Source organism: Candidatus Rhabdochlamydia porcellionis, assembly GCF_015356815.2.
Lineage (GTDB): Bacteria > Chlamydiota > Chlamydiia > Chlamydiales > Rhabdochlamydiaceae > Rhabdochlamydia > Rhabdochlamydia porcellionis.
In genome coordinates, this window is sequence record NZ_CP075585.1 from 417,650 (window position 1) to 443,447 (window position 25,798).

At 35.7% G+C, this 25,798-nt stretch carries 26 protein-coding genes and 1 pseudogene; 22 read left to right on the forward strand and 5 right to left on the reverse strand.

Features of this window, described 5'->3' with window-relative positions; all coding sequences use genetic code 11:
* Positions 1-50: 50 nt before the first annotated feature.
* From murD to RHAB15C_RS02040, 17 genes are all read left to right on the forward strand, one after another.
* On the forward strand, positions 51-1,328 hold the full coding sequence (murD, locus tag RHAB15C_RS01960) for a UDP-N-acetylmuramoyl-L-alanine--D-glutamate ligase (RefSeq protein ID WP_194844969.1): 1,278 nt from the start codon (positions 51-53) through the stop codon (positions 1,326-1,328).
* A gap of 5 nt (positions 1,329-1,333) precedes the next feature.
* Positions 1,334-1,972: a lytic transglycosylase gene (locus RHAB15C_RS01965; protein WP_194844968.1), complete on the forward strand. Its 639-nt coding sequence runs from the start codon at positions 1,334-1,336 to the stop codon at positions 1,970-1,972.
* Positions 1,973-1,999: 27 nt separating this feature from the next.
* Complete coding sequence (locus RHAB15C_RS01970) at positions 2,000-3,100, forward strand: FtsW/RodA/SpoVE family cell cycle protein (RefSeq protein WP_194844967.1); 1,101 nt, start codon at positions 2,000-2,002, stop codon at positions 3,098-3,100.
* On the forward strand, positions 3,090-4,175 hold the full coding sequence (gene murG / locus RHAB15C_RS01975; protein ID WP_194844966.1) for an undecaprenyldiphospho-muramoylpentapeptide beta-N-acetylglucosaminyltransferase: 1,086 nt from the start codon (positions 3,090-3,092) through the stop codon (positions 4,173-4,175). Before RHAB15C_RS01970 ends, murG begins: the two co-directional genes overlap by 11 nt.
* Positions 4,168-5,514 carry a UDP-N-acetylmuramate--L-alanine ligase gene (murC, locus tag RHAB15C_RS01980; RefSeq protein ID WP_194844965.1) on the forward strand — a complete coding sequence of 449 codons (1,347 nt, stop codon included), beginning with the start codon at positions 4,168-4,170 and terminating at the stop codon, positions 5,512-5,514. Before murG ends, murC begins: the two co-directional genes overlap by 8 nt.
* Complete coding sequence (locus tag RHAB15C_RS01985) at positions 5,515-6,441, forward strand: cell division protein FtsQ/DivIB (protein WP_194844964.1); 927 nt, start codon at positions 5,515-5,517, stop codon at positions 6,439-6,441. It begins immediately after the preceding gene.
* Positions 6,442-6,684: 243 nt separating this feature from the next.
* Positions 6,685-6,912, forward strand: a complete 228-nt coding sequence (locus RHAB15C_RS01990) for a KH domain-containing protein (protein WP_194844963.1) — start codon at positions 6,685-6,687, stop codon at positions 6,910-6,912.
* A gap of 94 nt (positions 6,913-7,006) precedes the next feature.
* Positions 7,007-8,038, forward strand: a complete 1,032-nt coding sequence (gene miaA, locus RHAB15C_RS01995; protein WP_194844962.1) for a tRNA (adenosine(37)-N6)-dimethylallyltransferase MiaA — start codon at positions 7,007-7,009, stop codon at positions 8,036-8,038.
* A 193-nt stretch (positions 8,039-8,231) separates the two neighbouring features.
* The gene (locus RHAB15C_RS02000) at positions 8,232-9,500 is read left to right on the forward strand and encodes a hypothetical protein (RefSeq protein WP_220716064.1); all 1,269 of its coding nucleotides are present in this window, start codon (positions 8,232-8,234) and stop codon (positions 9,498-9,500) included.
* A gap of 17 nt (positions 9,501-9,517) precedes the next feature.
* Positions 9,518-9,886 carry a hypothetical protein gene (locus RHAB15C_RS02005; protein ID WP_220716065.1) on the forward strand — a complete coding sequence of 123 codons (369 nt, stop codon included), beginning with the start codon at positions 9,518-9,520 and terminating at the stop codon, positions 9,884-9,886.
* A gap of 9 nt (positions 9,887-9,895) precedes the next feature.
* Positions 9,896-10,561 carry an HAD family hydrolase gene (locus RHAB15C_RS02010; protein WP_194844960.1) on the forward strand — a complete coding sequence of 222 codons (666 nt, stop codon included), beginning with the start codon at positions 9,896-9,898 and terminating at the stop codon, positions 10,559-10,561.
* Positions 10,546-11,148 (forward strand): nicotinate (nicotinamide) nucleotide adenylyltransferase, encoded by a 603-nt coding sequence (gene nadD / locus RHAB15C_RS02015; RefSeq protein WP_194844959.1) that lies wholly within the window; start codon positions 10,546-10,548, stop codon positions 11,146-11,148. The genes RHAB15C_RS02010 and nadD overlap by 16 nt, the downstream gene beginning before the upstream one ends.
* A 5-nt stretch (positions 11,149-11,153) precedes the next feature.
* Positions 11,154-11,531 carry a ribosome silencing factor gene (gene rsfS, locus RHAB15C_RS02020; RefSeq protein ID WP_194844958.1) on the forward strand — a complete coding sequence of 126 codons (378 nt, stop codon included), beginning with the start codon at positions 11,154-11,156 and terminating at the stop codon, positions 11,529-11,531.
* Between the two features lie 128 nt (positions 11,532-11,659).
* Positions 11,660-12,913: a beta-ketoacyl-ACP synthase II gene (gene fabF / locus RHAB15C_RS02025; protein WP_194844957.1), complete on the forward strand. Its 1,254-nt coding sequence runs from the start codon at positions 11,660-11,662 to the stop codon at positions 12,911-12,913.
* 3 nt (positions 12,914-12,916) lie between these two features.
* Positions 12,917-13,324: a bis(5'-nucleosyl)-tetraphosphatase gene (locus RHAB15C_RS02030; RefSeq protein WP_194844956.1), complete on the forward strand. Its 408-nt coding sequence runs from the start codon at positions 12,917-12,919 to the stop codon at positions 13,322-13,324.
* A complete protein-coding gene (locus RHAB15C_RS02035) occupies positions 13,308-14,078 on the forward strand; it encodes a hypothetical protein (protein WP_194844955.1) in 771 nt (256 codons plus the stop codon). The genes RHAB15C_RS02030 and RHAB15C_RS02035 overlap by 17 nt, the downstream gene beginning before the upstream one ends.
* Positions 14,079-14,087: 9 nt before the next feature.
* Positions 14,088-14,621 carry a biotin transporter BioY gene (locus RHAB15C_RS02040; protein ID WP_194844954.1) on the forward strand — a complete coding sequence of 178 codons (534 nt, stop codon included), beginning with the start codon at positions 14,088-14,090 and terminating at the stop codon, positions 14,619-14,621.
* On the opposite strand, the gene RHAB15C_RS02045 is transcribed toward RHAB15C_RS02040, so the two are convergent.
* A complete protein-coding gene (locus RHAB15C_RS02045) occupies positions 14,586-14,804 on the reverse strand; it encodes a hypothetical protein (protein ID WP_194844953.1) in 219 nt (72 codons plus the stop codon). The two genes, RHAB15C_RS02040 and RHAB15C_RS02045, sit on opposite strands and share 36 nt — an antisense overlap.
* A gap of 467 nt (positions 14,805-15,271) precedes the next feature.
* On the opposite strand from RHAB15C_RS02045, the gene RHAB15C_RS02050 reads away from it, so the two are divergent.
* Genes RHAB15C_RS02050 through RHAB15C_RS02060 form a run of 3 tightly spaced genes read left to right on the forward strand, consistent with a single transcriptional unit; the run spans position 15,272 to position 19,663 of the window.
* A complete protein-coding gene (locus tag RHAB15C_RS02050; protein WP_194844952.1) occupies positions 15,272-18,007 on the forward strand; it encodes an AMP-binding protein in 2,736 nt (911 codons plus the stop codon).
* Positions 17,988-19,403, forward strand: a complete 1,416-nt coding sequence (gene cysS, locus RHAB15C_RS02055) for a cysteine--tRNA ligase (RefSeq protein WP_194845039.1) — start codon at positions 17,988-17,990, stop codon at positions 19,401-19,403. Before RHAB15C_RS02050 ends, cysS begins: the two co-directional genes overlap by 20 nt.
* Positions 19,400-19,663, forward strand: coding sequence for a hypothetical protein (locus RHAB15C_RS02060; RefSeq protein ID WP_194844951.1), 264 nt, complete (start codon positions 19,400-19,402; stop codon positions 19,661-19,663). Before cysS ends, RHAB15C_RS02060 begins: the two co-directional genes overlap by 4 nt.
* A 227-nt stretch (positions 19,664-19,890) precedes the next feature.
* Here RHAB15C_RS02060 and RHAB15C_RS02065 read toward each other — a convergent pair.
* A pseudogene (locus tag RHAB15C_RS02065) lies at positions 19,891-20,351 on the reverse strand (transposase family protein); the annotation flags it as partial.
* Between the two features lie 117 nt (positions 20,352-20,468).
* Between RHAB15C_RS02065 and RHAB15C_RS02070 the strand changes: the two are divergent.
* Positions 20,469-20,816, forward strand: a complete 348-nt coding sequence (locus RHAB15C_RS02070) for a hypothetical protein (protein ID WP_194844950.1) — start codon at positions 20,469-20,471, stop codon at positions 20,814-20,816.
* Positions 20,817-20,854: 38 nt separating this feature from the next.
* On the opposite strand, the gene lysS is transcribed toward RHAB15C_RS02070, so the two are convergent.
* Positions 20,855-22,420 carry a lysine--tRNA ligase gene (gene lysS / locus RHAB15C_RS02075; protein ID WP_194844949.1) on the reverse strand — a complete coding sequence of 522 codons (1,566 nt, stop codon included), beginning with the start codon at positions 22,418-22,420 and terminating at the stop codon, positions 20,855-20,857.
* Between the two features lie 234 nt (positions 22,421-22,654).
* Between lysS and RHAB15C_RS02080 the strand changes: the two genes are divergently transcribed.
* Positions 22,655-22,786: an IS630 transposase-related protein gene (locus RHAB15C_RS02080; RefSeq protein WP_194844948.1), complete on the forward strand. Its 132-nt coding sequence runs from the start codon at positions 22,655-22,657 to the stop codon at positions 22,784-22,786.
* A gap of 100 nt (positions 22,787-22,886) precedes the next feature.
* On the opposite strand, the gene priA is transcribed toward RHAB15C_RS02080, so the two are convergent.
* A complete protein-coding gene (gene priA / locus RHAB15C_RS02085) occupies positions 22,887-25,115 on the reverse strand; it encodes a replication restart helicase PriA (RefSeq protein ID WP_194844947.1) in 2,229 nt (742 codons plus the stop codon).
* Positions 25,079-25,753 carry a hypothetical protein gene (locus RHAB15C_RS02090; protein WP_194844946.1) on the reverse strand — a complete coding sequence of 225 codons (675 nt, stop codon included), beginning with the start codon at positions 25,751-25,753 and terminating at the stop codon, positions 25,079-25,081. Before RHAB15C_RS02090 ends, priA begins: the two co-directional genes overlap by 37 nt.
* Between the last annotated feature and the right edge of the window lie 45 nt (positions 25,754-25,798).

The window sequence follows — 25,798 nt, forward strand, 5'->3', positions numbered from 1 at the left end:
TTAGTAGAAAATAAGCATAAACTTTAAGTTTTTGATGTTTAGAGGGTTTTATGAAAAGTACTCTTATCTTAGGCCTGGGAAAAAGCGGGAGAGCTGCTGCGGAGTTACTTCTATCGCATAAAAAAAACGTATGTGCCTTTGATGATTACTTGGATTCTAAAGAAGTTACTTATTTAGAAAAGCTCGGCTTAAAGCGTATTTTTGATCTTAGAGCTGTTTGTTGGAAAGAAATAGACCAATGTGTAATTTCACCAGGAGTTGATCCTAAACATATAATCTATACGACTGCCAAAGATAGGGGTATTTCTATTGTTACAGAGATGGAATTAGCCCTACCTTTTCTTTCGGAGCCTTTAATAGCAGTGACAGGAACCAATGGTAAAACCACTGTAACTCTACTAATAGAACATGTTTTTAATACAAGCGGAATTTGTGCAAAAGCAGTAGGAAATGTTGGTATGCCTCTTTGCTCTTATGTGCTTACTTCTAAAAAAGCAGAAGTTCTTGTAGTGGAATTGAGCTCTTTTCAGCTAGAAACTCTGAGCTCTTCTGTTTTTGATCATGCAATTATCCTTAATATTACACCAGATCATTTAGATCGTTATCCTGATGTGGAGATCTATGCTAGAACAAAACTGCGTCTACAAAATTGTATAAAAGAGAGAGGTTTTTTGTTTGTGCATGAGAAAGTGATAGAGCGGTTTGGTTTTCTTTTGGAAAAAAAGGAATACCAAACATTAGGTTTTTATCAAAAAGATCTTGAATGTTTTTCATCGATACTATATAGAGAATATCCAGAGCATGAAAGGGAAAATACATTAGCAGCTTGGGCTCTTTGTAAACCTTTTGGTATTTCCCACGCACAATTTACGAAAGCTTTAACTACATTTTGTAGGCCTCCACACAGATTGGAATATATAGCTTCTATTGCTGGAGTTGATTACTATGATGATAGTAAAGGCACAAATATAGATGCAGTTATTTGTGCTGTACGCGCAATGAAAAAAGAAGTTATCCTGATTGCTGGAGGAGTTGATAAGGGGAGCTCATATGCGCTCTGGAAAAAACCTTTTTCAGGGAAAGTAAGACAAATTATAGCAATTGGCTTAGCAGCAAAAAAAATACAGCAAGAGCTGCATCCTTTTGTTCCCGTTATATGCGTTGATTCTATGCAATCAGCGGTAATTATGGCAAAAAAGCTTGCTAAGGAAAAAGAGAGCGTCTTACTTTCACCAGGATGTGCAAGTTTTGATATGTTTTGTGACTATGCTCATAGGGGAAAAGAATTTCAGTATCAAGTGCGCTTATTAAGAGATGGGGAGATTTAAGAGTTATGAGTCGTAAAGATACCATTATTATTGCTGTGTTGGTTAATGCAGGATTATTAATTATTTTATTTGCCAGCGCTTTAAAATCTCCTATGCATGATACATACTATCAGTCAGTAGAGCTACTTAAGCCTATTGTAGATGTTTCTCCTAAAAAAGAAGCAGTTATTCAAAAAGGAGATGCTGTAGATCACGCTTTAGAACAATTTGCAAAACAACGCTTAAATACTGTAGAACAACCTATAGCCATCCAAAACCCTATTATTGCAGAGGAACCTAGACAAGCTGCTATTTTGGAAAACACGGAAAAATTGACTAGACATATGGAGATTGCTATTAAAAAAGGGGATATGTTGGAAAAAATTGCACGCCAATATCATACTACGGTTCATGAAATTATGCGACTAAACGGGCTGCAAACATCTCACTTACGTATTGGCCAGGTTCTGAAAATTCCTTCTAATCATACTGCAAGCCCTGTTTTGGAAGAGACAACACAATACTATATTGTGAAAGAAGGAGATAATCCTTCGACTATTGCGAAAAAAAATAACATTAAACTAGAGAATCTTTTGAATCTTAATGAGATGAGTGAAGAAAAAGCTCGAAAACTACGACCTGGGGATAAATTGCGTATTCGTTAATAGCTTTTGTTTTCAAGGATCGATTTCATGAATCGTTACGTCTTTATCATGCTCAGCTCTATTTCTGTGCTTTTTGTATTAGGCCTTGTGATGGTCTTTAATACAACCTCTGCACAAATTCTAGATCGTTTTTCAGACCGTAGCCTTTATTATGCATTAGTAAGACAACTTCTCTATGCAGCTGTAAGCGCAATAGGCGTAATTACTATTTGGTCGGTGGGATATCGATCTCTTTTGTCATTGAGCCCATTGCTACTTTTTTTAGGGGTTATGGGTTTAATTCTTGTTTTGGTATTTGGGCCTAAACTCAATGGAGCTCGTCGTTGGATTAGTCTGTTTGGGAACTCTTTACAGCCTTCGGAATTTGTCAAGTATATAATCCCTTTGTATTATGTCTATACAGTCACTAAACAAAAAAGCTCTTTGAATTGGATGCAATTTTTACGTTTGCTAGGTATTATTTGTATTCCTTTAAGCTTAATCTTAGTTGAGCCTGATAATGGAACAGTGGCCATTATCCTCTCTGCTTTAATTGTTTTATTTATCTTAAGTCAGATCAAGTGGGTATACTGGGCATTGCCTTTAGCCATTATTTGCTGCATAGGTGCTGTGGTTGCTTCACAGATGCCTCATGTGTCAGATCGATTAAAGATCTATTTACATCCAGAATATGATTTAAAAGGCAAGGGACATCAACCTTATCAAGCAAGAATTGCAGCAGGCTCTGGTAGGTTATTTGGTAGAGGAATCGGAGAGAGTTTACAAAAGCTAGAATATCTTCCAGAGGCAAGATGTGATTATATTGCAGCCATTTTTGCAGAGGAGTGTGGTTTTATCGGAATGAGTATTCTGATTTTTCTGTATACTATAGTAGCATTTTGCGGTTTTGCCATTGCATTGCAGGTAAAGGAAATCGGTGGGTTTTATCTTGTGGCAAGCTTTACCTTTCTGATTTGTTTTCAAGCTTTTTTAAACCTAGGCATAGTTTCAGGATTATTACCTAGCAAAGGTACGAATCTTCCTTTTTTTAGCCAAGGAGGGTCCTCTTTAATTGCAAATATGCTTGCACTAACCGTTATTGTAAAAGTAGCAGAAGAAGCTAAACAACAACTGAAAAATGATGATTAAAAAAAAAGTGATAATCGCTGCAGGAGGAACAGGTGGACATCTCTTGCCCGCACAAGAGATTGCTAAGAAGCTACAAGAAAAAGAGATAGAAGTTCTCTTTGTTGGATCTGGGTTAAAAGAAAATTTATATTTTGATAGAAAGAGTTTTAAGTTTCATGAAATTTTGGCCAAAACACCTTTTCAGAAAGGATTAACCAAGTGTTTAGGGGCATTATATTCTTTGCTTAAAGCTGTTGCTCAAAGTTGTTTTTTTCTTAAAGGATTTAAACCCGATCTGATCATCGGCTTTGGCAGTTTTCATGCTTTTCCTATTTTATGTGCAGCAAAATTGCAAAAAAGACCGTTCATGCTATTCGAATCGAATACAGTAGCAGGAAAAGTAACCAGGTTTTTTTCTTCTTTTGCTACTCATACTGCAATTCATCTACCTCTTGCAAAGAAAATCAAAGGAAATCTGATAGAAGTGGCTTGGCCTTTAAGGGCAAAAGAGTCTACTCTATCGCAAGTAAAGGCAAGAGAGCAACTTCAATTAGCTCCTCGTCGTTTTACTCTTTTGATTTTTGGAGGTTCTCAAGGAGCATCTGCTATTAATCATTCTGTATTAAATATTTGCGAGCACTTACTTGCTAAAGAGATAGCTTTTCAGATCATCCATTTAGCTGGTAGATCAATATCTATTGAAGTAGAGCAGTTTTGTAAAAAGCGTAATATCCCCGCATTCATTAAACCCTTTGAGAAAAATATGAGCCAAGTCTTTTGTGCGGCAGATTTAGCTCTTTGTAGATCAGGGGCTGCTACAATAGCTGAAATCATTCACTACCAAGTGCCTGCAATACTTGTTCCTTATCCTTATGCAACAGAGCAGCATCAAAAAGAAAATGCTTTGTTTCTGGAGCGTCTATCCGCAGCTTATGTAGTTGAAGAGGGAATCGACATGCAAAGAGTAATCCTAGAGTTTTTAGATACATTTTATAAAAATCCAGAAGTAGGAGAGCAAATGCGTATTTCTCTACAAAATCTCAAGAGTAAAAAAAGAGAAATGAGTGACCTCATTATAGAGACTCTACATGTATAACAAACACTATTATTTCATTGGTATTGGTGGGATTGGAATGAGTGGTTTGGCGTTAATTGCTCTAGAAAAAGGCGCAATGGTTAGTGGAAGCGATACCGTGCACTCTTACATTACAAGTGGATTGCAAAAAAAAGGAGCAAAGATCTTTATTGGACATAAAAAAGAGCAGATTCCTTTAGATGCTATTGTTGTTTACAGCAGCGCTATTTCTTCTGATAACTCAGAGCTTATGTTTGCAAAATCGCATAAACTTAGTATTTTACATAGATCTGATCTACTCGCCTTAATTATGCAGCCTCAAGAAGCTCTATTAGTAACAGGAACTCATGGAAAGACCACAAGCTCTTCTCTTTTATCTCATATCTTGCTTGAAAAAGAGATGCAGCCAAGTTTTGCAATAGGGGGATTTATCCGTGGTTCAAATACTAATGCAGGCTATGGAAAAGGGCGTTATTTTATTGCAGAAGCAGATGAGAGCGATGGGTCTTTTTTAAAATATACTCCTTTCGGAGCAATTATCACAAATATCGATCATGACCATCTTGATTACTGGCAAACAATGAATGGATTGGTTAGGGGATTCCAGAAGTTTATTGAATCAATTATCTCATGGGAGCATTTTTTTTGGTATGGGGATAATCCCTGGTTATCGGAGATGGTAACCAAAGGGAATAGCTATGGGTTTGATAAAAAAAATGCGCTATTTATAGAAAGTCATCGTCAAGATAAATGGAGAAATATATTTACTATTTGTTTTGAAAATAAACGTTATAAAGAGATAGAAATACCCATAATAGGTAGGCATAATATACTCAATGCATCTGCAGTATTTGGTCTTTGTCTTAAATTAGGGATGATGGAAGAAAAAATCCGCAGTGCTTTTATGAGCTTTAAAGGGATAAATCGACGTTTAGAGTATAAAGGAGAAGCAAAAGGGATCATTTTTTATGATGATTATGCTCATCATCCTACGGAAATCCTTACAACTTTAAGAGCTATAAAAAATGCAGTAGGATCTGCAAGGATTGTTTTGGTTTTTCAACCTCATCGTTATTCGCGCACCCTGACTTGTTTAAATGAGTTTGGGGCTGCTTTTAAAGCTGCGGATATAGTGGTTATTACAGATATTTATGCAGCTGGAGAGGCTCCTATTAAAGAGATTGATGAAGAGCTTTTATTACGCGAAATTAACAAGGAAATTAAACGCCCTGCTTATTACTTCTCTCGCAGCAAATTATCTTGTCAGCTTGTAAAAATCCTACAAACAGGGGATTGTTTAATAACTATGGGGGCTGGAGACATCAGTAACCTGTTTTATGATATTATGGAAAATCTTTAGATGATATCTCGATTAAAACTCTCTACACGGCTGCCTCTTTCTTATGCAATTGGTTGGATTATTGTTTCTACGCTTCTGTGTACAGGAGGGTCTTTTGCTTATCTAAAGCAGCATTTAAAAAAAAAATACCAAAAAGCCTTTAACTATGATAATCAAATCCACTCCATTATCCAAACAGGTCCCCAAAAAGAGGCTTTAAAAACAGAATATCTAGCGGAAATTTTGCAAATTTCTCGCGATGTTCCAACTAGTATGATTTTTTTTAATGAAGAGATAGCTAAACAGCGTTTACTTTCTTCTCCTTTAATTGCTCAGGCGGATGTAAAGGTATTAAAGCCTGCCACTCTTTATATAGATTATACGATTCGTCAACCAGTTGCATGGGTTGAGGATTACGAAAATGTAGTAATGGATAAAGCAGGTTATCCTTTCCCTTTTTATCCTTTTCTTTCTCCTAAAAACCTGCCGTATATCTACTTTGGATTGTCTTCTTTTGGCAGACGATCTACGGACCCTGGTAAACCTGTTGTAAGATGGAAAGAAGCCATGGTTGGTACTTATGTAAATTTAGCTTTTTCTTTACTTCAATTGATTCATGAAGTGGGATTATCCAATGTAGTGCGTATCGATCTTTCTCACGCATTTGCTTCTAGTTGTGGTAAAAGAGAGATTGTTCTAACAGTGGATAATACCATTGTACAATGGAAAAATGGACTGGAACAACAAATGATCTTTCCTCATCTTCTTCGTTTAGGCACAAAAAATTACAGAGAACAACTTATGAATTATTTGAATTTAAAAGAAGAATTGATTGAGCAAGAAAAAAAGAGGGTAGTATTACAGATGAATCAGCCCTTTTTACGTCTGAGAGAAAAGGTGATCGATCTGCGCTTATCAAAATTAGCTTTTGTACAAAGTGCGTCTTAAATCTCAGAACGATTACAGCTAGTGCTGTTTTGGTTCGCCTTCTGATTCAAGACGCAAGAAGGTTTAATTTGAGCTATACTCTTAAATGAGTTCTCTTGGCAAGAATTCAATTTTTTTTTATCTTTTTAAAAAATACTTCCCTTTTATTTTTAGTGATATCTTATTGAAGCTCAATTAACATATTGGCTAAGAATGTGTTTAACCAGATTTTTTCAAATAGTACCATTAGGAATAATTAAAATTATGAAAGAATTTATTGCTTATATTATTAAAAATATAGTTGACTCTCCTGAAGAGGTAAATATTCAAGTGATTGATAATCAGAAAGAAACAACAGTTGAAGTGAGAGTTTCTGCTCATGATGTGGCTAAAGTAGTAGGTAGACAAGGGCGGACGATTCGTTCCTTAAGGATTATTGTTGGTGCTATTGGAGCGCGTTTTAATTGCCGGGTGCGTGTAGAGGTGCTTTGATCTTAGAGGTTAAGCAACTCTTTTGCATGCTTTCAAAAAAAAAGAGGTGTGTTAACTTAAGAGAGTTGCAATATAAGTTACAAAGAGAGTAGATGTGGGCACTGCAGGTATTTGTGAAGATAAAGAACTCCAGCTTTTACTAACGCAGTTTCCCTTAGAGCAAACCCATAAATTGATTCCCAGATCTCAAAAGAAAAAGGTAATTATTATTGCAGGACCTACCGGAGTGGGTAAAACTGCATTATCCTTATTAATTGCTAAGGCAATTGGCGGTGAGATTATTTCAGCAGATTCCATGCAAGTTTATCGAGGAATGGATATTGGTACTGCCAAAGCCAGTTTAGAAGAGAGAAGAGAAGTCGTTCACCATTTGATTGATAGTCGATGTTTAGATGAAACATTTAATGTGGTAGAGTTTTATAAAGAAGCAAATTCAGTAATTAAAGAGATTTTGGATCGAGGAGCTGTTCCCATTATAGTCGGCGGAACCGGTTTTTACATCCACTCCTTAATCTATGGCCCTCCTAATGGTCCTCCGTCCAAACCGGACTTAAGGGCAAAACTAGAGATAGAGATGAATACTCTCGGTACAGAAACGCTTTACGAGCGTTTAAAAATATTGGATCCAGATTATGCAATGACTGTTACATCGAAAGATAGACAAAAAATTATGCGTGCTTTAGAGATTATTTCTGTGACTAAAAATAAGGTATCAGCCTTGCTACCAGTTATTTCAGAACTATCAGAGATATATGATTTTCGTTGTTGGTTTTTATACATGCCAAAAGAAGTTTTATATCCTAGAATTGAAAAAAGATGCGATGAAATGCTAGAAAAGGGATTTGTTGAAGAGGTGAAGCAGTTGGAATTGCAAGGGTTAAGCAAAAATCAAACCGCCTCTCAAGCAATTGGTTATCGTCAATGCTTAAGCTATTTACAATCACCTAAAACACAAGAAGATTTGCAACAATTTATTACACTTTTTAAACAAGCTTCAAGAAGATATGCTAAAAGGCAATTTACCTGGTTTCGTAAGGAGCCTTTATTTCGCTGGTTGAACCTTAACAAAGTTTCAGTAGAAATAGCAGCTGAAATAATCATTAGAGATTATGAACAAAGCTTTTAAATTTTTTTGCTTTTTTTATATACAAAAAAAAATACTAAATAAGCTATTTTGTTATTTTTTGCAAAATAAATTTGTTAATGATAGGTTCATCCTTCACCAAAAAACTAAGATGATTTAGTATTTTTCTGTTTATAACTTTAAAACCAATTTTTTCTGAAACACAACCATCAGTACAATGAATTCAGATCACGATATGAAAGGCGAATCCGGAAAGAACTTCAGCAATGAAAGTATTGCTGAACTTACTGCGAAGCAGAAACAAAGCGAAAAAGATAATTCTCAAGAAGACGTGTCTGATGCTTACTTAAACGATATGAAGGAAAAAAATAGTACCCATTCATTAATGGAGTTTCTTGAGCAATTTCACGGTGAAACAAATAGTGAAAAAAAGATCCGATTAAGTTTGGAATTTATGCGTCAATCCTTATCTCAAGGAAGCTCTCCTCGCTTTAAGGATTTTTGGGAAGTTAGAAAACTTTGTCTTTCTTTATTCAAAGAAGATATGCCTATCTCAATTCGTGCTGATTTATGGAATTCTTATATTGAACTTGCTTCAGAAGCAAAGCAATTAAAGGAGATTGTAGATCAGCAGTCGGCATTTGCAGTTGAACAAATTGAACTAGCCATTCAAGCATTAGAAAAAGATGCAGCAGACATGAATGTAGTGCTTGAGATGATTGCAGACATAGTAATCTCTGAAGAGTGTTTTTCTCTCCAAAAAAATAGAGGGTTTTATGCGACCATTCAACGAGAATTGCAATTATTAAATGCATTAGCTGTAAAAATTAACTCTTTGCGTAAAGAGCTTCTTAAAACAGAGATGCGCATTCGCATAAAAAATAAATTGCTAGAAAGGTTATCTTTATGTGGAAATCAAGTTTTTCCTAGGCGTAAAGAATTAATCAAGAAAATTTCTGAGCAATTTAGTCAAGATGTAGAATACTTTGTGTATTCTCAATTTCGTGAAGGAGAGATAAAACAGCTCCCAGGGTATATCTTAAGAGAAGAAATTAAGCATTTACAGCAGATTGCTAAAGTTTTGACTCTAAATACCCATGTCTTTACGGAAACGCGTGTTAAATTAAGCACCTGTTGGGATGAAATCAAAAATTATGAAAAAGAAAGAAAAAAAGAAACCCAAGAGAAAAAACTGCTCTTTAAACAAGGGTTTGATTTAGTAACAGAAAAAATTCAAGCATTTGTGACTTCTGTTAATGAAGAAAGCTCACTTCAAGAATGCGATCGACAAATCGCAGAAATTCTGGCTTTCATGAGAACTGTTTTATTGGGACGAGAAGAGGTGCAGACGCTAAAAGAACAATTATATAATGTAAAAAAGCCCATTTTAGAAAAAGTTCGTGAAGCAGAAAAAATACACATGCAAAAATTACAAGAAAAAGAAAAAGAGAAAAAAGATCGTTTAGAAAAACTTAGTTATGATTTAAAAAGCTTGAACAGTTAACTGCTCAAAATAAGATTTTGGAAAAAACTTTTGAACAAAATCAATGGAAACAGTCTGAAAAACAAATGTTAGAAAGACTTTTTAAGCGGGTTAAAGATCTAATTAACGATAACAAAGAAAAAACTTTAATGTTGTTGTCAAAGGATGATCAAAAATCGCTTGAGCAGTTACATATTGTTCTTTTTGAAAAGGAAAATAGACGTAAGGAACTAAAAGAGCAACTAGAGCAGTATCGTAAACTACTAGGAGGTTCTGGTCTTGACTTTGAAAAAACAATCATGTACAGAGATCTAATGGAAACCGATAAAAGTGTTCTGGAGAAGATTAATAACTCCATTATTGATATAAAGAAAAAAATAAAGAAGATAGCGGAGATGGAGATTTGACAGAAGTCAATGCTTAATCTAAATAAGAACTGGATGCATTTAAGCGTATTTGATTTAGATTACACTTTAACAACTTGTAATTGTAGCTTGGCTTTTTGCCGCTATTTAATTAGACAAAACATGTTAAGCTATAACCATTTGTTTTATGCTGTCTATTCTTATTTTCGTTACTATATACTAGAAAAAAATTTGCTTGAGTTACATCGAGCAATTTTTCTTCAGGCGCTATCTGGACGTCAACTATCCTTATTAGAGCAAGCAGCTGATTTATTTGTTGAAGAATATTTTAATCAGCTGCTTTATTTACCATCTGTTGCTCATTTAAAACTAGCCCAACATTTAGGGCATTATACTCTTCTTCTATCAAATTCTCCTGATTTTTTAGTCAAAAAGTTCGCTTTAAAGTTAGGGTTTCATGCTTGGAAAGCAACTGACTATGCAATTGATTCCGAAGGAAAGCTATCTGCTGTTGGCTTTGTTCTGGCAGGGGAACAGAAAGCTTTTTATATGTTAGAATTAGCACAAAAGCTCTGTGTTGATCATAAAAATATTACAGCTTACTCAGATAGCCATTTAGATTTACCCTTTTTAGAGGCTGCAGGGACAGCAATTAGTGTAAATCCCGATCGAGTGCTTAAGAAGGTTGCTGGTAAAAATGGATGGACTGTTCTTTGAGAAAGCAAAAAATTGGTTTATTTGGCGGCAGTTTTGACCCTTTTCATTTCGGTCATTTAAATCTGATAGTTAATTTGTTAGAACATGCTCATCTAGACAAGGTTTTCATTTGTCCTGCCAAAAGTACTGCTTTTAAAATCCCTCATGTTTCTATAGAACATCGTACTAGCATGTTGCAATTAATGATTGAGGAGTCTCCCTCCCTCACTTTGCTAGACTGGGAAATTCAAATGCAGAAACCTTATACGATAGATACAGTCAAAAGGTTAAAAAAAAGAGGGGAAATAGATCTTTTTCTTTTATTAGGAGAAGATCTTTTACCCAACTTGCATCTTTGGCATCAGATAGAAGATCTTTTACGTCTAGTAACCCCCTTAATAGCTTCGCGATTTGTCACTTCTCAATTCATTGATTTTAAGCTGTCTTCTCAAGCAGAGAGCAAACTAAAAAAAGGATTTATAAAAATTCCTTTAATGGAAATTAGTAGTGAAGTGATACGCCAGCGTTTGCAGCAAAGAAAGTTTTGTAAGCATCTTGTACCTGCAAAGATACTAGACTATATTCAAGTAAATCACCTATACTCTTAAAAACCATGAATATTCAAGAAATTCCTCCATACCTTAATCAAATTGCTCAGATTATTTTTGATAAGAAAGGCAGCAATATTTTAGCACTTGATATAAGAGGCATTAGCTCGCTTGCTGATTTTGTCATTATTGCAGAAGGCAATGTAGATAAACATGTAAGCGCTATTGCAAGTACTATTGTTGATGAACTGAAGAAAGTAGGCTTTAAACCCTCTTATGTAGAAGGCCTGCAGAACGGTGATTGGGCCGTTATCGATTACTTAGATACCATGGTTCATATTTTTGAACCTGGGTTGAGAGAAAGATACCGTTTGGAGGAATTATGGAACAAGGGGGCTATTATAGATTTAAAAATCAATATTGAATCAGATAAGCAAGCTTAGATTTGTAAAATAAATTTTATTGCTATTTTTAATAGATCTTTATTAACAGAAGTTACTTCTTGCTTCTCAAGTTGCAAAAATTAGTCCGTTTTGTATATCCTAACTGCTTATTTTATGGGGAGTTTTTTATGGAAAAAAAACGGGTTGTTGTTACAGGAATGGGCCTTGCGTCTTGTTTTGGCACAGATGTGGAGACATTTTACCAACAGCTTCTATTGGGAAAGAGTGGAGTTGTCCCTATTGAAGAATTTCCTTGTCAAGACTATCCCACTAGATTTGCTGCTAGCATTCGCAACTTTGAAGTGGGTGATTATTTAGATAAAAAACAAGCAAGACGGGTTGATCCTTTTATTCGCTATGCAATTGTAGCGGGAAAGAAGGCTCTACAACAAGCACACCTCCTAACACCTGAATTATTATCGAAGTTAAAGAAGCAACGCTGTGGTGTAATTATAGGCTCTGGTATGGGTGGAATGCATATGTTCTATAACGGTACTCAAACCCTTATAAAAGAAGGGTTTAAACGTCTTACCCCTTTTTTCGTTCCTTTCATTATTACTAATATGGCTGGTGCTTTATTGGGAATTGAATTGGGCTTTATGGGACCTAATTACTCCATTTCTACGGCCTGTGCTACAGCTAACTATTCTATACATGCAGCAGCAGAGCATATTTTTCGTGGAGAAGCGGATCTTATGTTATGCGGGGGGACAGAAGCTCCTATTAATCCGATTGGAGTAGGAGGGTTTGTTGCTTGCCATGCTTTATCAAAATACAATGAGGATCCTCAAAAAGCCTCTAGGCCTTGGGATAAGGAAAGAGATGGCTTTGTTATTGGAGAAGGAGCAGGTGTTCTAGTTTTAGAAAGCCTGGAACATGCTTTGGCAAGAAATGCACCTATTTTATGTGAATACCTAGGTGGAGCTATTAATTGCGATGCCTTTCATATGACATCCCCTCGGGAAGATGGAAAAGGAGTTCAGTTGTGTATGGAACAGGCAATTAAAAATTCTGATATATCAAAAGAGCGGATTAACTATATTAATGCACATGCTACTTCTACGCAAGTAGGGGATTTATGTGAGATACGGGGAATTAAACAAACTTTTGGGTCAAATACTGCAAACATTAAAATAAATGCTACTAAATCAATGATTGGGCATTGTCTTGGTGCAGCAGGAGGCATTGAAGCGGTAGCTCTGATTGAGCAAATGCGTCAAGGAATGTTACATCCTACCATTAATTTAGAAGAGCCAGAAGAAGAAGTGCAAGATTTAGATATTGTTGTAAAAGCCACGCCCCATAAAGTAACCGCAGCGCTTAGCAATTCTTTTGGTTTTGGTGGGCATAACTCTAGTTTAATCTTTGCTCCTTATGGTTAAACAATGATAGCCTCTTTTGGTATTATCCCTTTTCGCAAATTAAACGGAAAATGGCAAGTATTGTTGATTCAACATCTTAGTGGACAACATTGGGGTTTCCCAAAAGGCAGAGCTAAAGAAACAGAAACAGCACAAGAGACTGCTATTCGTGAATTAAAAGAAGAGACTGGTTTACGTGTTCAGCAAATCCTTTCTCTAAAGCCTTTTACAGAAAGCTATTATCTTCAAAAGAAAGCTAAGACTGTTAGTTATTTTCCAGCTCTTGTAACCGGAGTTTTGGAGTGTCAGCCAGATGAGGTTGTGCAAGCAAGGTGGTTTGATTTAGATGAAGCGATAAAGAAAATCTCCTTTCTGGAATCGCAAAATGTTTTTAAGCAAGCAAAGAAGTATCTTGATGGATATATTACGTAAATTGGTTTCATGGATAAAAAATCCTGCTCAAGAGAATATCCAGGTATTTGTGCGTCATTGTCACTATTCACAAATAAGTGCACATAAAGAGAGATATCGCTCTTTTGACAGAGAGCTTTGCTTAACTAATTTATTAGACACAATCGATGACCCTAAAATAGAAGTGACTTTTCTGCTCGATACTTTTCACCCTTGCGAAACGCCGCACTTTATTCATAAGCAAAAAAAATTTCCTGTACTTGAAATGCAAGGAGGAACCGAAACGGCTTCCTTCTTAGGGATGCTTGATTATGTAGCTTCACAAAAGTTTTCCGATCAGACGATTATTTATTTTTTAGAAGATGATTATATCCATAGACCTCATTGGTGTAGAATATTGCGAGAATCTTTTACTCTACCAGGAGTTGACTATGTCACTTTATATGATCATAAAGATAAATATTTTCTACCTGAATATCAAAATTTATCTGCAAAAATTTTCCATACCAATTCCTGCCATTGGCGCACTACACCTTCTACCACCAATACCTATGCAATGAGGTATAAAACCTTAGTCAGAGACATAGAGATTCATAGAAGTTTTTCTTTAAATCGAAGTGTTAGCGATGATCATGGTAAATTTCTTAAGCTAAAGCAGCAGGGAGCTGTTTTGATTTCAGCTATACCTGGGTGGGCAACCCATGCTGAGCCTAAATACGCTTCTCCCTGCACTGATTGGGAATTGGTTTTATCACATACTAAAAAGCCAAATTAGGAGGTTTCTATGAATACAATGAGCATACAGACTGAAACAAAAACTTATGTACGAGAAACACTTATTGTATTGGGAATGAGTTTCTTTATAGCATTAGTTGCGCCTATTTCTATTCCTCTTCCTTTTACTCCCGTGCCCATCGTATTGCAGAATACCCTGATTCTGTCGCTTTCTGTGTTATTTGGGGCCAAAAGAACAATACTTGCTGTAATAGGATTTTTATTGCAAGGAGCTTTAGGATTTCCTGTATTTGCAACCTGTACAGGAGGCTTTGCTTGTTTATTAGGTTCTAATGCTGGATATTTCTTAGGGTATATAATAGCTGCAGGAATGGTGGGTTTTTTAAATCGTTCTGCGTCTAAAAATAATCTTTTTTGGATCTTATCAATTGGGGATGGAATTATTTATCTATTTGGAGCTATTTGGCTTGCAGTTTTTATAGGATGGACACAAGCTATACTCTTAGGAGTGCTTCCTTTCTTGTTTGGAGATATTATTAAGCGTTTACTAGCTATTAAATGTATTCATTTTTTGCGTAAATAAGCGATTGGTTTTTTCAGAGATCCTATTGGCTTTAAGTTTAGAAAAATGCACTTTCCCTGCTGTAAAAGCATGAGGGATTTTTCTGGCAACTTTCCTAACTTTATCTCTTGTTTGTATAAGAGAAGACTTAGTTTGTCTATTGTAATCATTTGATTTAGCAGGGTTTTTAGGTCCTATTTTCATATAAACTCCGGATTTTAAGCGTGCAATCTTTACTTAACTTAATTTAGGAGTTTTTTTAAATGATTTTTTTTAATGAGGTATAAAAGACTTGAAAAGATCTTTTAAGATCTCTGCAAACACGCTCTGACGAATAGGTTTTTTCGGATAAAGAAGAGAGAGATTTTGATAGCTTTGTTTAATATTTTTCTTAAACATCTAAGTAAGGAAGAAGTGGAAACTTTAAAAGCAGAATTATTTAACGGTTGTTGAGAAGAGGGTTTGTTAATTTTCATACAGCTATCTTTTAATTTATATATAAATTTTAAAATAATTTAGTATTAAAAATTATCTTAATTGCATTTTGTTTTTTTATTGTATATATTGTCAATAAAGTTGATTGTTTTTCTCTTTTTTTATTAATATTACTGATTTTAAAACAAAGCAAGTGTATTTTTTTTATTTATAGTTCTTAGGTTAAGGAGATTTTTATGAAGCAGAGTAGGCCAACTACTTGGATTTTAAATGGTTTTTGTTGGATTATTCGCAAATTGCTTTCCTTACGCTATCGCATTGAGATTTGTGGTTGGGAGAACATTAAAAATCATTCTTTTAAAAAACCCGGTGGGATTTTATTTTTACCTAATCATCCTGCTGAAATAGATCCTGTAATTGTAGAGAGCCTTCTATGGCCCTTATTCCAACCTCGACCTCTCGTAGTTGAGCATTTTTATTACCTTAAAGGATTTCGTTGGTTTATGGATCTAGTTAAGGCTATCCCTTTGCCGACAATGGATTCATTAGCTAGTAAGTGGCGTGGGAAAAAAGTAGATCAATGCATGCAAGAAATTGTTAAAGGTCTTAAGGAGAAAAATCATTTCATGATTTATCCCTCTGGTCGCTTAAAAATTTCCGGCTTTGAAATCATTGGTGGAGCTTCTTTTGTACATCGTTTACTACAGCTTTGCCCAGATCTTAATATAGTATTAGTGCGAACGACAGGGCTTTGGGGGAGCCAATTTTCTCGGGCGATAACCGGAATATCTCCTAATTTTGGTCAAATCTTAAGAAGATGCGCTAAGTTTTTGTGTAAAAGTGGATTTTTCTTTATGCCTAAGCGCAATGTGAAAGTGGAATTTTCTCTGCCACCTTTAGATTTTCCTTGGGATACGACACGTGTAGACTTTAATAAGTATTTAGAAGAATGGTATAATCGCTATCCTGACCCAGGAGCAGAGCCATTAACGCTTATCTCTTATTCTCGTTGGCAGAAAAAAATCCCAAAGATTACTCAGCAGCAAGTTCCCATTGAGCTAATCGCAAATCAGATGGTAACTTCTGATGTACAAAAAACGATTTTTGCCCATTTAAGCAGGTTATCAGGACATTCCGAAGAGAAGATTGCAAGAGAAATGGACCTGTCTCGTGATCTAGGCCTTGATTCTTTGGACGTTGCAGGCTTATGTGTATTTTTGGAGGAACAATATGGAGTTATTGGAATAAATCCAGAAAAATTACAGGTTGTTGAAGATCTTTTACAAAGTGCTTCCGGTTCTGAAAAAGAAAAAAATAAAAGCAATATATTGCCGTCATTGCCAGAGGCTTGGATAGAAAAGAAGAAACGTCCCAGTATAGAGATTCCGAAAGGGGAAACGATGGGACAAGTTTTATTGCGTAGCTTGGATAGAATGTCTTTCTCTGTTGCTTGTGCTGATCATATAGCAGGGGTATTCTCCTATTCTAGTTTTAAACGCTCTATTTTAGCACTTCAATCATATTTTCGTTCTCTTCCAGGAGAACATATAGGAGTTCTTTTGCCTTCTTCTGTTGTCGCATATCTTGTGATCTCTGCAATTTGGTTATCTAACAAGATCCCTGTTATGTTGAATTGGACAATGGGGACTCGTTCTTTAGATCATGCAGTGGATCTTGTTCAACTGCAGTTTGTGGTAACTTCTCATCGTTTTTTAGACCGTTTAAATGAAGTAGATTTTGGTAAATTAGAAGAAAATCGAATGCTTTTTTTAGAGGATATTAAACAAGAGATCGGGATTGTAGCTAAATTAAAGGCAGCAATGGGTTCTATGTTATCTAGCGAATTTTTAATTAATTATCTTGGTTTAGATAAAATAAAGAAAGATCAGAATGCAGTCATTTTATTTACTAGTGGAACAGAGGCTTTCCCGAAAGCTGTTGGTCTATCACATGAGAATTTGCTTACTAATCAAAGAGACTGTATTGCTCTTAATGTTATAGAATTTGGATCTTGCCTCTATGCAGTATTACCTCCTTTTCACTCTATGGGATTTTCTCTTACAGGAATGATGCCGCTTTTAGCTGGAGTTAAAACTTGTTATGCTCCTGATCCAACAGATAGTTATGGGATGGCACAGGATATAGCCTATTGGAAGCCAACGATATTTTGTTGTTCACCAAGTTTCATTCAAGGACTTTTTCGAGTAGCAAAACCCAAAGAACTAGACTCCTTGCGTTTTATTTTATCAGGAGCAGAAAAAGCTCCTGATGAACTGTTTAATTACGTAAAGAGGTTTTTGCCAAAAGCTCAACTGATTGAAGGATATGGAGCCACAGAATGTAGTCCTTTAGTTACAAGTAATCTTCGGGGAATAGATAGAAATGGAGTTGGTTTCCCTTTGAAGCATACAGAAATCTGTATTTTGGATGTAAAAACAAAAAAGCCTAAACCATTAGGCCAGGAAGGAGAGATCTATATCTCAGGTTTAAACGTGTTTAAAGGATACCTTGATTCTGACTCTAATCCTTTTATTGTTTTTCAAGAAAAAAAATGGTACGCTTCAGGGGATTTAGGTTATATTACTCCTGAAGGAGCACTTACTTTATCTGGTAGATTAAAAAGAGTGATTAAGATTGGTGGTGAGATGATTGGCTTAGGTGGTATAGAAGATAAGCTGATAGAGGTAGCTCACCGTAAACAGTGGTTAACAGGTGAAAAGGAAGGAATTGGTTTAGCAATTAGTATGCGTGAGATAGAAGCAGAAAAACCTCAATTGATTCTATTTACTACTTTTTCTGTTTCTAAAGAAGAAATTAATACTATTTTGAAAGAAGAAGGGTTTGGAAAAATTGTAAAGATCTCTGAAGTGCGCATGATTTCGCAAATACCTTTAACGGGCACTGGAAAAAAGAATTATCGCTTATTAGATGAATTGAGTAAAACAAACAATGATGCATTTAAAGATCTATAATACAGAAAGTAGAAAAAAAGAAGAAGTACTGCCTTTAGACGGTAAAACAATTCACATGTATACATGTGGCCCCACTATTTATCATTACGCACATATTGGAAATTTTCGTACTTATGTTGCAGAAGATCTCTTGCGTAGAAGTTTGAAGCTTTTAGGATATCAGATTATACAAGTAATGAATATCACTGATATTGACGATAAGACAATTAAGGCAGCAATCGCGCAAAAAGTGTCTTTGTATGAATACACAAGACCTTACGAAGAGGCATTTTTCGAGGATCTTCATTCTTTGAACATAGAACCTGTCGAATATTATCCTCGAGCTACAGAATATATAGAAGAGATGATTTTGATTATTCAGAAATTACTCGAATTAAAAATAGCTTATCAAGGGATAGACAAAAGCATTTATTTTTCCATTGCCAAATTTCCTTCCTATGGACGTCTTTCACATCTTTGCCTAGATCAGTTAGAAGCTGGCGCTTCTAATCGGATGTCAGAAGATGAATATGAAAAAGAAAACTTAGCTGATTTTGCTTTATGGAAAGCCTATGATCCAGAAAAAGAGCAAGGAATTTATTGGGACAGCCCATTTGGTCCTGGGCGTCCAGGATGGCATATAGAATGCTCTGCCATGGCTATGAAATTATTGGGCTCTAGCATCGATATTCATGCTGGAGGAGTAGACAATATGTTTCCTCATCATGAAAATGAGATTGCTCAATCAGAGGCTTTTTCTTGTTCACGGTTTGTCAAATACTGGGTACATATAGAGCATCTTTTAATCGATCATAAGAAGATGTCAAAAAGCTTAGGCAATTTTTATACCTTGCGAGATCTTATAGCAAAAGGATATGAAGGACGCCATATCCGTTATCTTCTATTGCAGACTCATTATCGCACCCAGCTTAATTTTACTTTTAAAGCCCTAGAAGCAGCACGCGCTTCTCTACAAAGAATAGATGATTTCATTGCACGACTAAAGACATTGGCAATAGGCCTAGAAGAAGAATCTACTATAGAGATTCTTAAAGCAGCAGAAGAGATGTTTTATATACACCTTGCAGATGATTTAAATATTTCTGCAGCGTTAGCTACTGTGTTTGAATTGATTCGTCAAGTGAACACTCTTTGTGACGAAAAGAAGGTCTCTTTAAGTGAAGCAAAAAAAATATTCATTTTCCTACAAAAGATTGATACTGTACTAGGGTGTATCTTTGTAGAGGAAGAATGCATACCAGAGGACCTACAAGAGATTCTACGTTTAAGACAGCGAGCGCGCAGAGAGAAAAACTGGAAATTAGCCGATAGCTACCGTGATAAAATTCAGATACGAGGGTATTGTATAGAAGATAGCCCTCAAGGTCCACGTTTAAAAAACATGAGAACCATATGACACAAAAAGCCATGACAAAAGATGAGATCTTTGTGCTTAAACTCTATGAATTATCTATGCAATTAGGAACTCCTTATGAGCAAATTGATTGCTTAGAGATAGCCAAGGCTATTGGGCAAAATACCAAAGGTGCACAGGTTATTGCACGCGACTTAGCCCAAGCTAATTTTATTAAAAAAGCAGAAGGTAATAGAGTTTACCTCACTGATCATGGCTTAAAGCTTGTTAGTCAAATTGTTGAACAACAACAAAAAAGCTAAAGAAAATAAAGCCAAGCAACTTGACTTATCTAAGAACAGTTTATGTTCCTCTATAAATGATGGGGACTCGCTAAGTTCTGCATCTTTGCTTCAAAAACAATCCCTTGCTTAAGCAAATACCCTCTTGCAAGTTATTTATAGATTTTTTAAATTTTATGTTAAAATAGTTTTTGTTATCCTGCACTATCCTTTTAATTGATTACTCAATAGACCTCTTTCGAAACCCATTAACGTAGATCCAGATTATAAACGCCGGCAATGAGATTAAACCGAAGACCAAACCTTTTCCGCCTATTTCTATAACGATCAGCTAAAATTTTAAATCGCTTAAGCAGACTAATAGCATTTTCATTAATTACGCGTTCTTTGGAAAGGAATTGATTATTTTTTTTGTCTTGTTTTGTTAAAGGGTTTTTCCTACTTCTTCTCTTAGGCATTTGGCTTTTGGCATGAAGCTTTTTAAGTCTTCTATACCCTCCATCCGTGATAAGATTTATTTCGGAATGAAATTTGGTTTTAGATTCCTTAAATATCCTAAAATCATGTCTTCTACCTTTGGAAAAAAAGGTACAAATAATCTTTTTTGTGTCCTTGCTCATTACAAGCTGACTCTTTAATGTGTGCCTTTTCTTCTTTCCAGAATAAAAATCTCTTTGTTTTTTTTAGGGCGCTCTATTGCTGCCTCTGTTTATGCTCAATTTGCAAAAGCTTAAAAAAAATATAGATTGTAAACGTAAAAATATTTTATGTTTATTGTCCGAATTTTTAATTTGAGCAGCAATGCTTATGTGTAAGGAGGTTATTTATGACAGTAGTACCATCACCAACTTCATACGGTTCTATATCTGGGACTATTTCTCCAGAATTGGAACGAGAAGGGCTTCTACATACACCAAATGAGCTTCACCGAGTTCATCAACAAGGCTTTAGTCAATTGCAAAAACCCTTGGTAAAAGGCCTGATTGCATTTACTGCAACAAATTTAGCAATAGGTGGGTCTATTGTAGGGTTTGGAGCATATTCTAAGAGTGAAGGAGCAACTTGGGGCAGCATGCCTTTCTTTGCCAATAGCATGCTTGGTCTATTTGGCCTTTTCATGGTTCGACATTTCCAGGGGATGGCTCGAGAAGTTCACGATTCTTTATTTTTTTAACAAGTGGGAGCTTGTATGTAAAATAGGCTCCCTAAATCCTATTCTTCTGGGCGCATGATAGGGAAGAAAAGTACATCTCGGATGGAAGTAGCTTTTGTTAATAGCATCACTAAACGATCAACCCCCATTCCCATTCCTCCGGTATTTGGAATACCCTGACAAATCGATTCTAGAAACTCTTCATCTAAGGGAGAGGCTTCTTCATCTCCTGCAGCACGTTTTTCTGCTTGGGTTTCTAAAAGCTCTCTTTGTAGAATAGGATCATTGAGTTCCGTATAAGAATTACAAAACTCTGAACCTAGGATAAAGGTCTCAAATCTTTCTACAAAGCGCTCTTGCTTTAGTTTTAGATCGCGATGTAGTTTACAAAGAGGGGTAGTTTCAATCGGATGATCAATGATATGGTGAGGTTGGATCAGATGTTCTTCTACAAACTCTTCAAAAGTATGTGCAATTAAAACCCCTTTACAGGCCTTCTGCAATTCTTTTGGATCAAGAGTGGTGTTTTTAATTAGGTATTCAGAGAGCTCTTTTTCGTTCATTTGATCTACGTTTATTTTAGCATAGGTAAGAATGCTATCTTTCATAGAAAGGCGTTTCCAAGGAGCCTTTAAATCAATAGTTACTTCTTCTGTTTCTTTTTGAAAAGTTAGCTGAGTGGTGTTAAATAATTTAAGAGCTAATTCTTCAAATAGATTTTCTACTAGCTGCATCATATCGTTATAATCCCAATAGGCGGCATAAGCCTCTAGTTCAGTAAACTCTGGGTTGTGAGTGCGATCGAGTCCTTCATTGCGAAATACCTTTCCCATTTCAAAGACTTTTAAAAGCCCTCCTGCAATCAATTTTTTTAAAGGAATTTCTAAAGAAATCCTCAAAAACATTTCTTGATCTAGCGCATGAAGATGGGTTACAAAAGGTTTTGCAGAGGCTCCTCCATAAGTATTTTGTAAAACAGGTGTTTCTACTTCCATAAAGCCTAATCTATGAAAATACTTACGTATGAGTTCTAAAATACGAGAGCGCATAACAAAAGTGTGCACTACATCAGGATTTGCAATTAAATCAAGCCAGCGCTTACGATATCGTACACCTTTATCTACAAGCCCACTATGCTTATCAGGCAGAGGAAGTAAACTTTTACAAAGTATTTTTACTTTATGAGCAAAAAGCGTAAGCTCTCCTTTATGAGTGTGAAATAAATATCCCTCTACTCCTAAAAAATCTCCTAAGTCGATCTTCTTTTCCAAAAATTTTAGGGAATTCATTTCTTCGCTTGGTTGAAAACCATCTACACAGATGGTATTTCTATTAAACATCACTTGAATGCGACCGGTTTCATCCTGTAATTGAGCAAAAGCATTCTTCCCCATTCCACGAAAGAGCACAAGCCTACCAGCTGCAGAGGTTTTTTCTGTTTTTGCTTGTTCTGCCTCTTCACTAGTCCCAGCTTTTTTACCTAGCCATTTTGTATGTAATTGTTGAGCGGTATTTTCAGGAGAAAAAGTAGGAGGATAAGGATCAATTCCTAGTTGTTTAATCTCTTCTAATTTACGTAAACGATTTTGAAATTCTTCATGTTCATAGTAATCTGGCTTTTGCATAGATGGATCTCTTTGAAATTTTCCATTATTTTAGAGAGTTACTTGCAAAACTGCAAGTAGAGAAGCTGCTACCCGGTAGCAAAAGAGATGTTTCTTCTGTTTTAAAATAAAAAATTAATAACAAATATTATTTACTCTTATTGGGATATCTTTATTTTTTCAATTTGTTCTATAACTTTCAAAGTGTCTGTCTTGTAACCTTGAACTTTCACGACAAAGAAGTATGATGCTTACATGGCATATTCCTATGATTTAAGAAAAAAAGCATTAGACTATGTAGAGAAAGGCAATACAAAAGAAGAAGCAAGTCAAATCTTTGGAGTGACGGCGCGCAGCATATTTAATTGGATTAAGAGAAAAGAGTAAAAGAAGCCTTAACCTTATATTCAAACCTTGCAGAAGCTATTGATTAATCTTTTTTACAAGTGTGTAGTTAGTGGAAATTTTAAATTCAAATCACTATATGCTAAAAAAAGGTAGATAGAGGATCCACGTCAATAGAGAGTTTGATCTCTTTGTGTTGTGGTATCTGATGTAGTTGAGGGAGTATAGGGATCAATTTTTTCGCTTTAATTAAAAACTGGTAACGGAATAGATCTTTAATTTTAGCATGACCGCATGGGATAAGCGGTAGGATTTCACAGTTATTTAGCAGTTTTCTCGTTAGATCTTTTTGGATTTTTTCTGCATATTCTACAACTTGAGACTCTATTTTTCCGCTAAAAATTAGTTTTATAAGTCTGGTAAAAGGAGGATAGCAAAATAGTCTACGTGTTTGTATTTCTTGAGCAAAAAAACCTTCAAAGTTTTGTTGTTGTGCTAAGGAGAGAATCGTGTGCTCTGGAAGAAGGGTTTGGATGAGCACTTCTCCTAATAGAGATCCTCTTCCAGATCTTCCCGCTACTTGCGTGAGCAATTGGAAGGTGGTTTCACTGGCTCGGAAATCAGGAATTTGTAAGTTGCTATCGGCCATGAGAACACCTACTAATGTCACTAAAGGAAAATGTAGGCCTTTTGCGATCATCTGTGTTCCAATTAGCACATCAGCTTTGCCTGTGCGAAACTGTTTTAATAAAAGTTCGTGACTTCCTTTATGACGAGTTGTATCCTTGTCTATGCGCAGTGTACGCATTTCTGGTAGAAGAGCTTTTAAAGAACGCTCTACTAGTTCTGTACCGACTCCTTTAAATTTTAGTTGTCCTTCCGCATGGCATTTGGGACAAGACTTAGGGGGAGGGAAAAGAGAGAAGCCGCACAGATGACAGCTAAGTTGGTTTTCTTTGAAATAAAAGGTCAACGAAATATCGCAATGAGGGCAACTTACAATGTGTGAGCAGTTTAGGCATAGTTGTGAAGTGTGATACCCCCTTCGGTTTAGAAAGAGTAGAATCTGCTCGCCAAGTGCTACCTTCTGTTTGATTTTTTCAATCAATATTTCAGAAAATAGGGTGAATCCCTTAGCTTTTTGATATTGAGGACGCATATCGACGATTTGTATTTGTGGCAAATGAGCTTTATCTGCTCGTTTAGACAGCGTATTTAAATGGTATTTATCTAAAAAGGTATTTTGATAGCTTTCTAAGCTAGGTGTTGCGCTGCCTAGGATTACTGTTGCTTGGCTTAGCTTAGCACGCATAACAGCTATATCACGTGCGTGGTATCTAGGAGATTCTTCTGTTTGTTTGTAAGAGCTCTCATGTTCTTCATCAACAATGATTAGACCTAAGTGGCAAGCAGGGCTAAATATGGCAGATCTAGCTCCAATTACAATAGGAGTGATATGATTTGCAATGTTATGCCAAGCGTCTCTTTTTTCCCCAATAGAGAGTCGATAGTGCAAAATGGCTAATCTTTGCAAAAATCTACTTCTTAATCTTTCAATGGTTTGAGAGGTTAAAGCAATTTCTGGAACAAGAAAGATGATGCTTTTTCCTTGTTCTAGTGCATGTTGAATAGCTTGTAGATAGACTTCTGTTTTTCCACTTCCCGTCACTCCATATAGTAGATGTGTCTGAAATTGGTTTGTATTTAAGCTGTGTTTTATAGATTTAAGCGCTTTTATCTGTTCAGGGTTTAACGTTTTTGGTTTGGTTCTAAAGAACTCCCACTCCAGCAATTTAGATCGATCAATAGTAATCGAGGAACAACTTAATATATTTTTTTTAATCAGTATATCAATAGGGCTACGAGAGACATTTGCTTTTTCCATCAACTCACTAAGCAACAATCCTTTAGGAGTTTGTAGAAGAGTCGATATTATCTCAGCTTGTGTATGAGAGGTTAAATGCAAGCTTTTGCATAACTCTTTTAATCTTGGTTTATCAAGAAGAGGTTTTATAAATAACTGTTGTTTAGTCCCTGTATCTTTACGCACGCTAGGAGGTAGGATAACTTGTAACACTTTGCGCAAAGGACAGCAATAATAATGCGCCATCCACTTAGCAAGAGAGACTAGATCTCTGGGTAAAACAGGCGTATCCAAAAGTTCTATAATTTCACGTAGCTTTTTTACTGGAGTGGTTTGTTTAATCTCGATAACAGTAGCTAATCTGGTAGATTTTTGCAGAGGAACTTTTACACGAGAACCAATATAAATGCGATGTTCAAGGCCCGGACAGATCTTATAATCAAGGGTCATATTAATGGCTTGATCTAAAATTACAGAGACGATATTACCGGAGTTAGGATCTGACATAGAGATTTCCAAAGAGCGGTTTTTTGGTCAGGTTGTGTATATATTTCTAATGTCTCAAGAACAATCAGAGCTGTATTTGCTAGAAAAGGCTGGTTTTTCTCTTGTTTATAACATAGCATCAATTCAGTGTATTGCTGTGCTGCTTGTGTAAGAATGATCAATTTAAGGTTATTTTTTTTGAAAAAGGATTCCCAACCTTTTTCTTTCTCTAATTTTGTACCAGAAATTAATTTGGTAACGGATAAACGATCATGAATAGCTCTTGCAAGATCTTTTAAAAAAAGAAGTTCTTCATCGGAAGTAGGACCAGTAATGATTACCACTTCTATTTGTTTGCTCCAGGCTTTAGCTGCTTTTTGTGCTTTGAGGTCATCGGGTATGGTATCGTGTAATTTCATGTTAGGGACAATTTTCTGGAGAACAGATCGAATAGAAGGCCAACGATCAAAAGGTGTTTGTTTTAAAATAGGCTTTTGTTTTACTTCTTGTAGCTTTACCAGAGGCTTTTTGACAGGAGGATGAAAAAATCCGTAAGCCTCTGGTGCAATACGTAGAGAACAAGGACTTTCTTTGAGCAAGCCGATTGCTTGTTTAATCAGATCAAGTAGTTCCTTCTGGAGTGGATTCTGTGTAAACATAAGAGTACATGCTTTTTATTCTATACTGCATGTTACATGAAATCT

Coding starts and splice junctions, on each gene's coding strand:
- rsfS (WP_194844958.1), top strand. CDS start 11,154: ATGAATATTCAAGAAATTCCTCCATACCTTAATCAAATTGCTCAGATT.
- RHAB15C_RS02050 (WP_194844952.1), top strand. CDS start 15,272: ATGAAGCAGAGTAGGCCAACTACTTGGATTTTAAATGGTTTTTGTTGG.
- RHAB15C_RS02030 (WP_194844956.1), top strand. CDS start 12,917: ATGATAGCCTCTTTTGGTATTATCCCTTTTCGCAAATTAAACGGAAAA.
- RHAB15C_RS02010 (WP_194844960.1), top strand. CDS start 9,896: ATGCTTAATCTAAATAAGAACTGGATGCATTTAAGCGTATTTGATTTA.
- cysS (WP_194845039.1), top strand. CDS start 17,988: ATGCATTTAAAGATCTATAATACAGAAAGTAGAAAAAAAGAAGAAGTA.
- RHAB15C_RS02060 (WP_194844951.1), top strand. CDS start 19,400: ATGACACAAAAAGCCATGACAAAAGATGAGATCTTTGTGCTTAAACTC.
- RHAB15C_RS02035 (WP_194844955.1), top strand. CDS start 13,308: ATGGATATATTACGTAAATTGGTTTCATGGATAAAAAATCCTGCTCAA.
- RHAB15C_RS01985 (WP_194844964.1), top strand. CDS start 5,515: ATGATATCTCGATTAAAACTCTCTACACGGCTGCCTCTTTCTTATGCA.
- RHAB15C_RS02045 (WP_194844953.1), bottom strand. CDS start 14,804: ATGAAAATAGGACCTAAAAACCCTGCTAAATCAAATGATTACAATAGA.
- murD (WP_194844969.1), top strand. CDS start 51: ATGAAAAGTACTCTTATCTTAGGCCTGGGAAAAAGCGGGAGAGCTGCT.
- murC (WP_194844965.1), top strand. CDS start 4,168: ATGTATAACAAACACTATTATTTCATTGGTATTGGTGGGATTGGAATG.
- murG (WP_194844966.1), top strand. CDS start 3,090: ATGATGATTAAAAAAAAAGTGATAATCGCTGCAGGAGGAACAGGTGGA.
- RHAB15C_RS01965 (WP_194844968.1), top strand. CDS start 1,334: ATGAGTCGTAAAGATACCATTATTATTGCTGTGTTGGTTAATGCAGGA.
- RHAB15C_RS01970 (WP_194844967.1), top strand. CDS start 2,000: ATGAATCGTTACGTCTTTATCATGCTCAGCTCTATTTCTGTGCTTTTT.
- lysS (WP_194844949.1), bottom strand. CDS start 22,420: ATGCAAAAGCCAGATTACTATGAACATGAAGAATTTCAAAATCGTTTA.
- RHAB15C_RS02090 (WP_194844946.1), bottom strand. CDS start 25,753: ATGTTTACACAGAATCCACTCCAGAAGGAACTACTTGATCTGATTAAA.
- RHAB15C_RS01990 (WP_194844963.1), top strand. CDS start 6,685: ATGAAAGAATTTATTGCTTATATTATTAAAAATATAGTTGACTCTCCT.
- RHAB15C_RS02040 (WP_194844954.1), top strand. CDS start 14,088: ATGAATACAATGAGCATACAGACTGAAACAAAAACTTATGTACGAGAA.
- RHAB15C_RS02000 (WP_220716064.1), top strand. CDS start 8,232: ATGAAAGGCGAATCCGGAAAGAACTTCAGCAATGAAAGTATTGCTGAA.
- RHAB15C_RS02070 (WP_194844950.1), top strand. CDS start 20,469: ATGACAGTAGTACCATCACCAACTTCATACGGTTCTATATCTGGGACT.
- nadD (WP_194844959.1), top strand. CDS start 10,546: ATGGACTGTTCTTTGAGAAAGCAAAAAATTGGTTTATTTGGCGGCAGT.
- priA (WP_194844947.1), bottom strand. CDS start 25,115: ATGTCAGATCCTAACTCCGGTAATATCGTCTCTGTAATTTTAGATCAA.
- fabF (WP_194844957.1), top strand. CDS start 11,660: ATGGAAAAAAAACGGGTTGTTGTTACAGGAATGGGCCTTGCGTCTTGT.
- RHAB15C_RS02080 (WP_194844948.1), top strand. CDS start 22,655: ATGGCATATTCCTATGATTTAAGAAAAAAAGCATTAGACTATGTAGAG.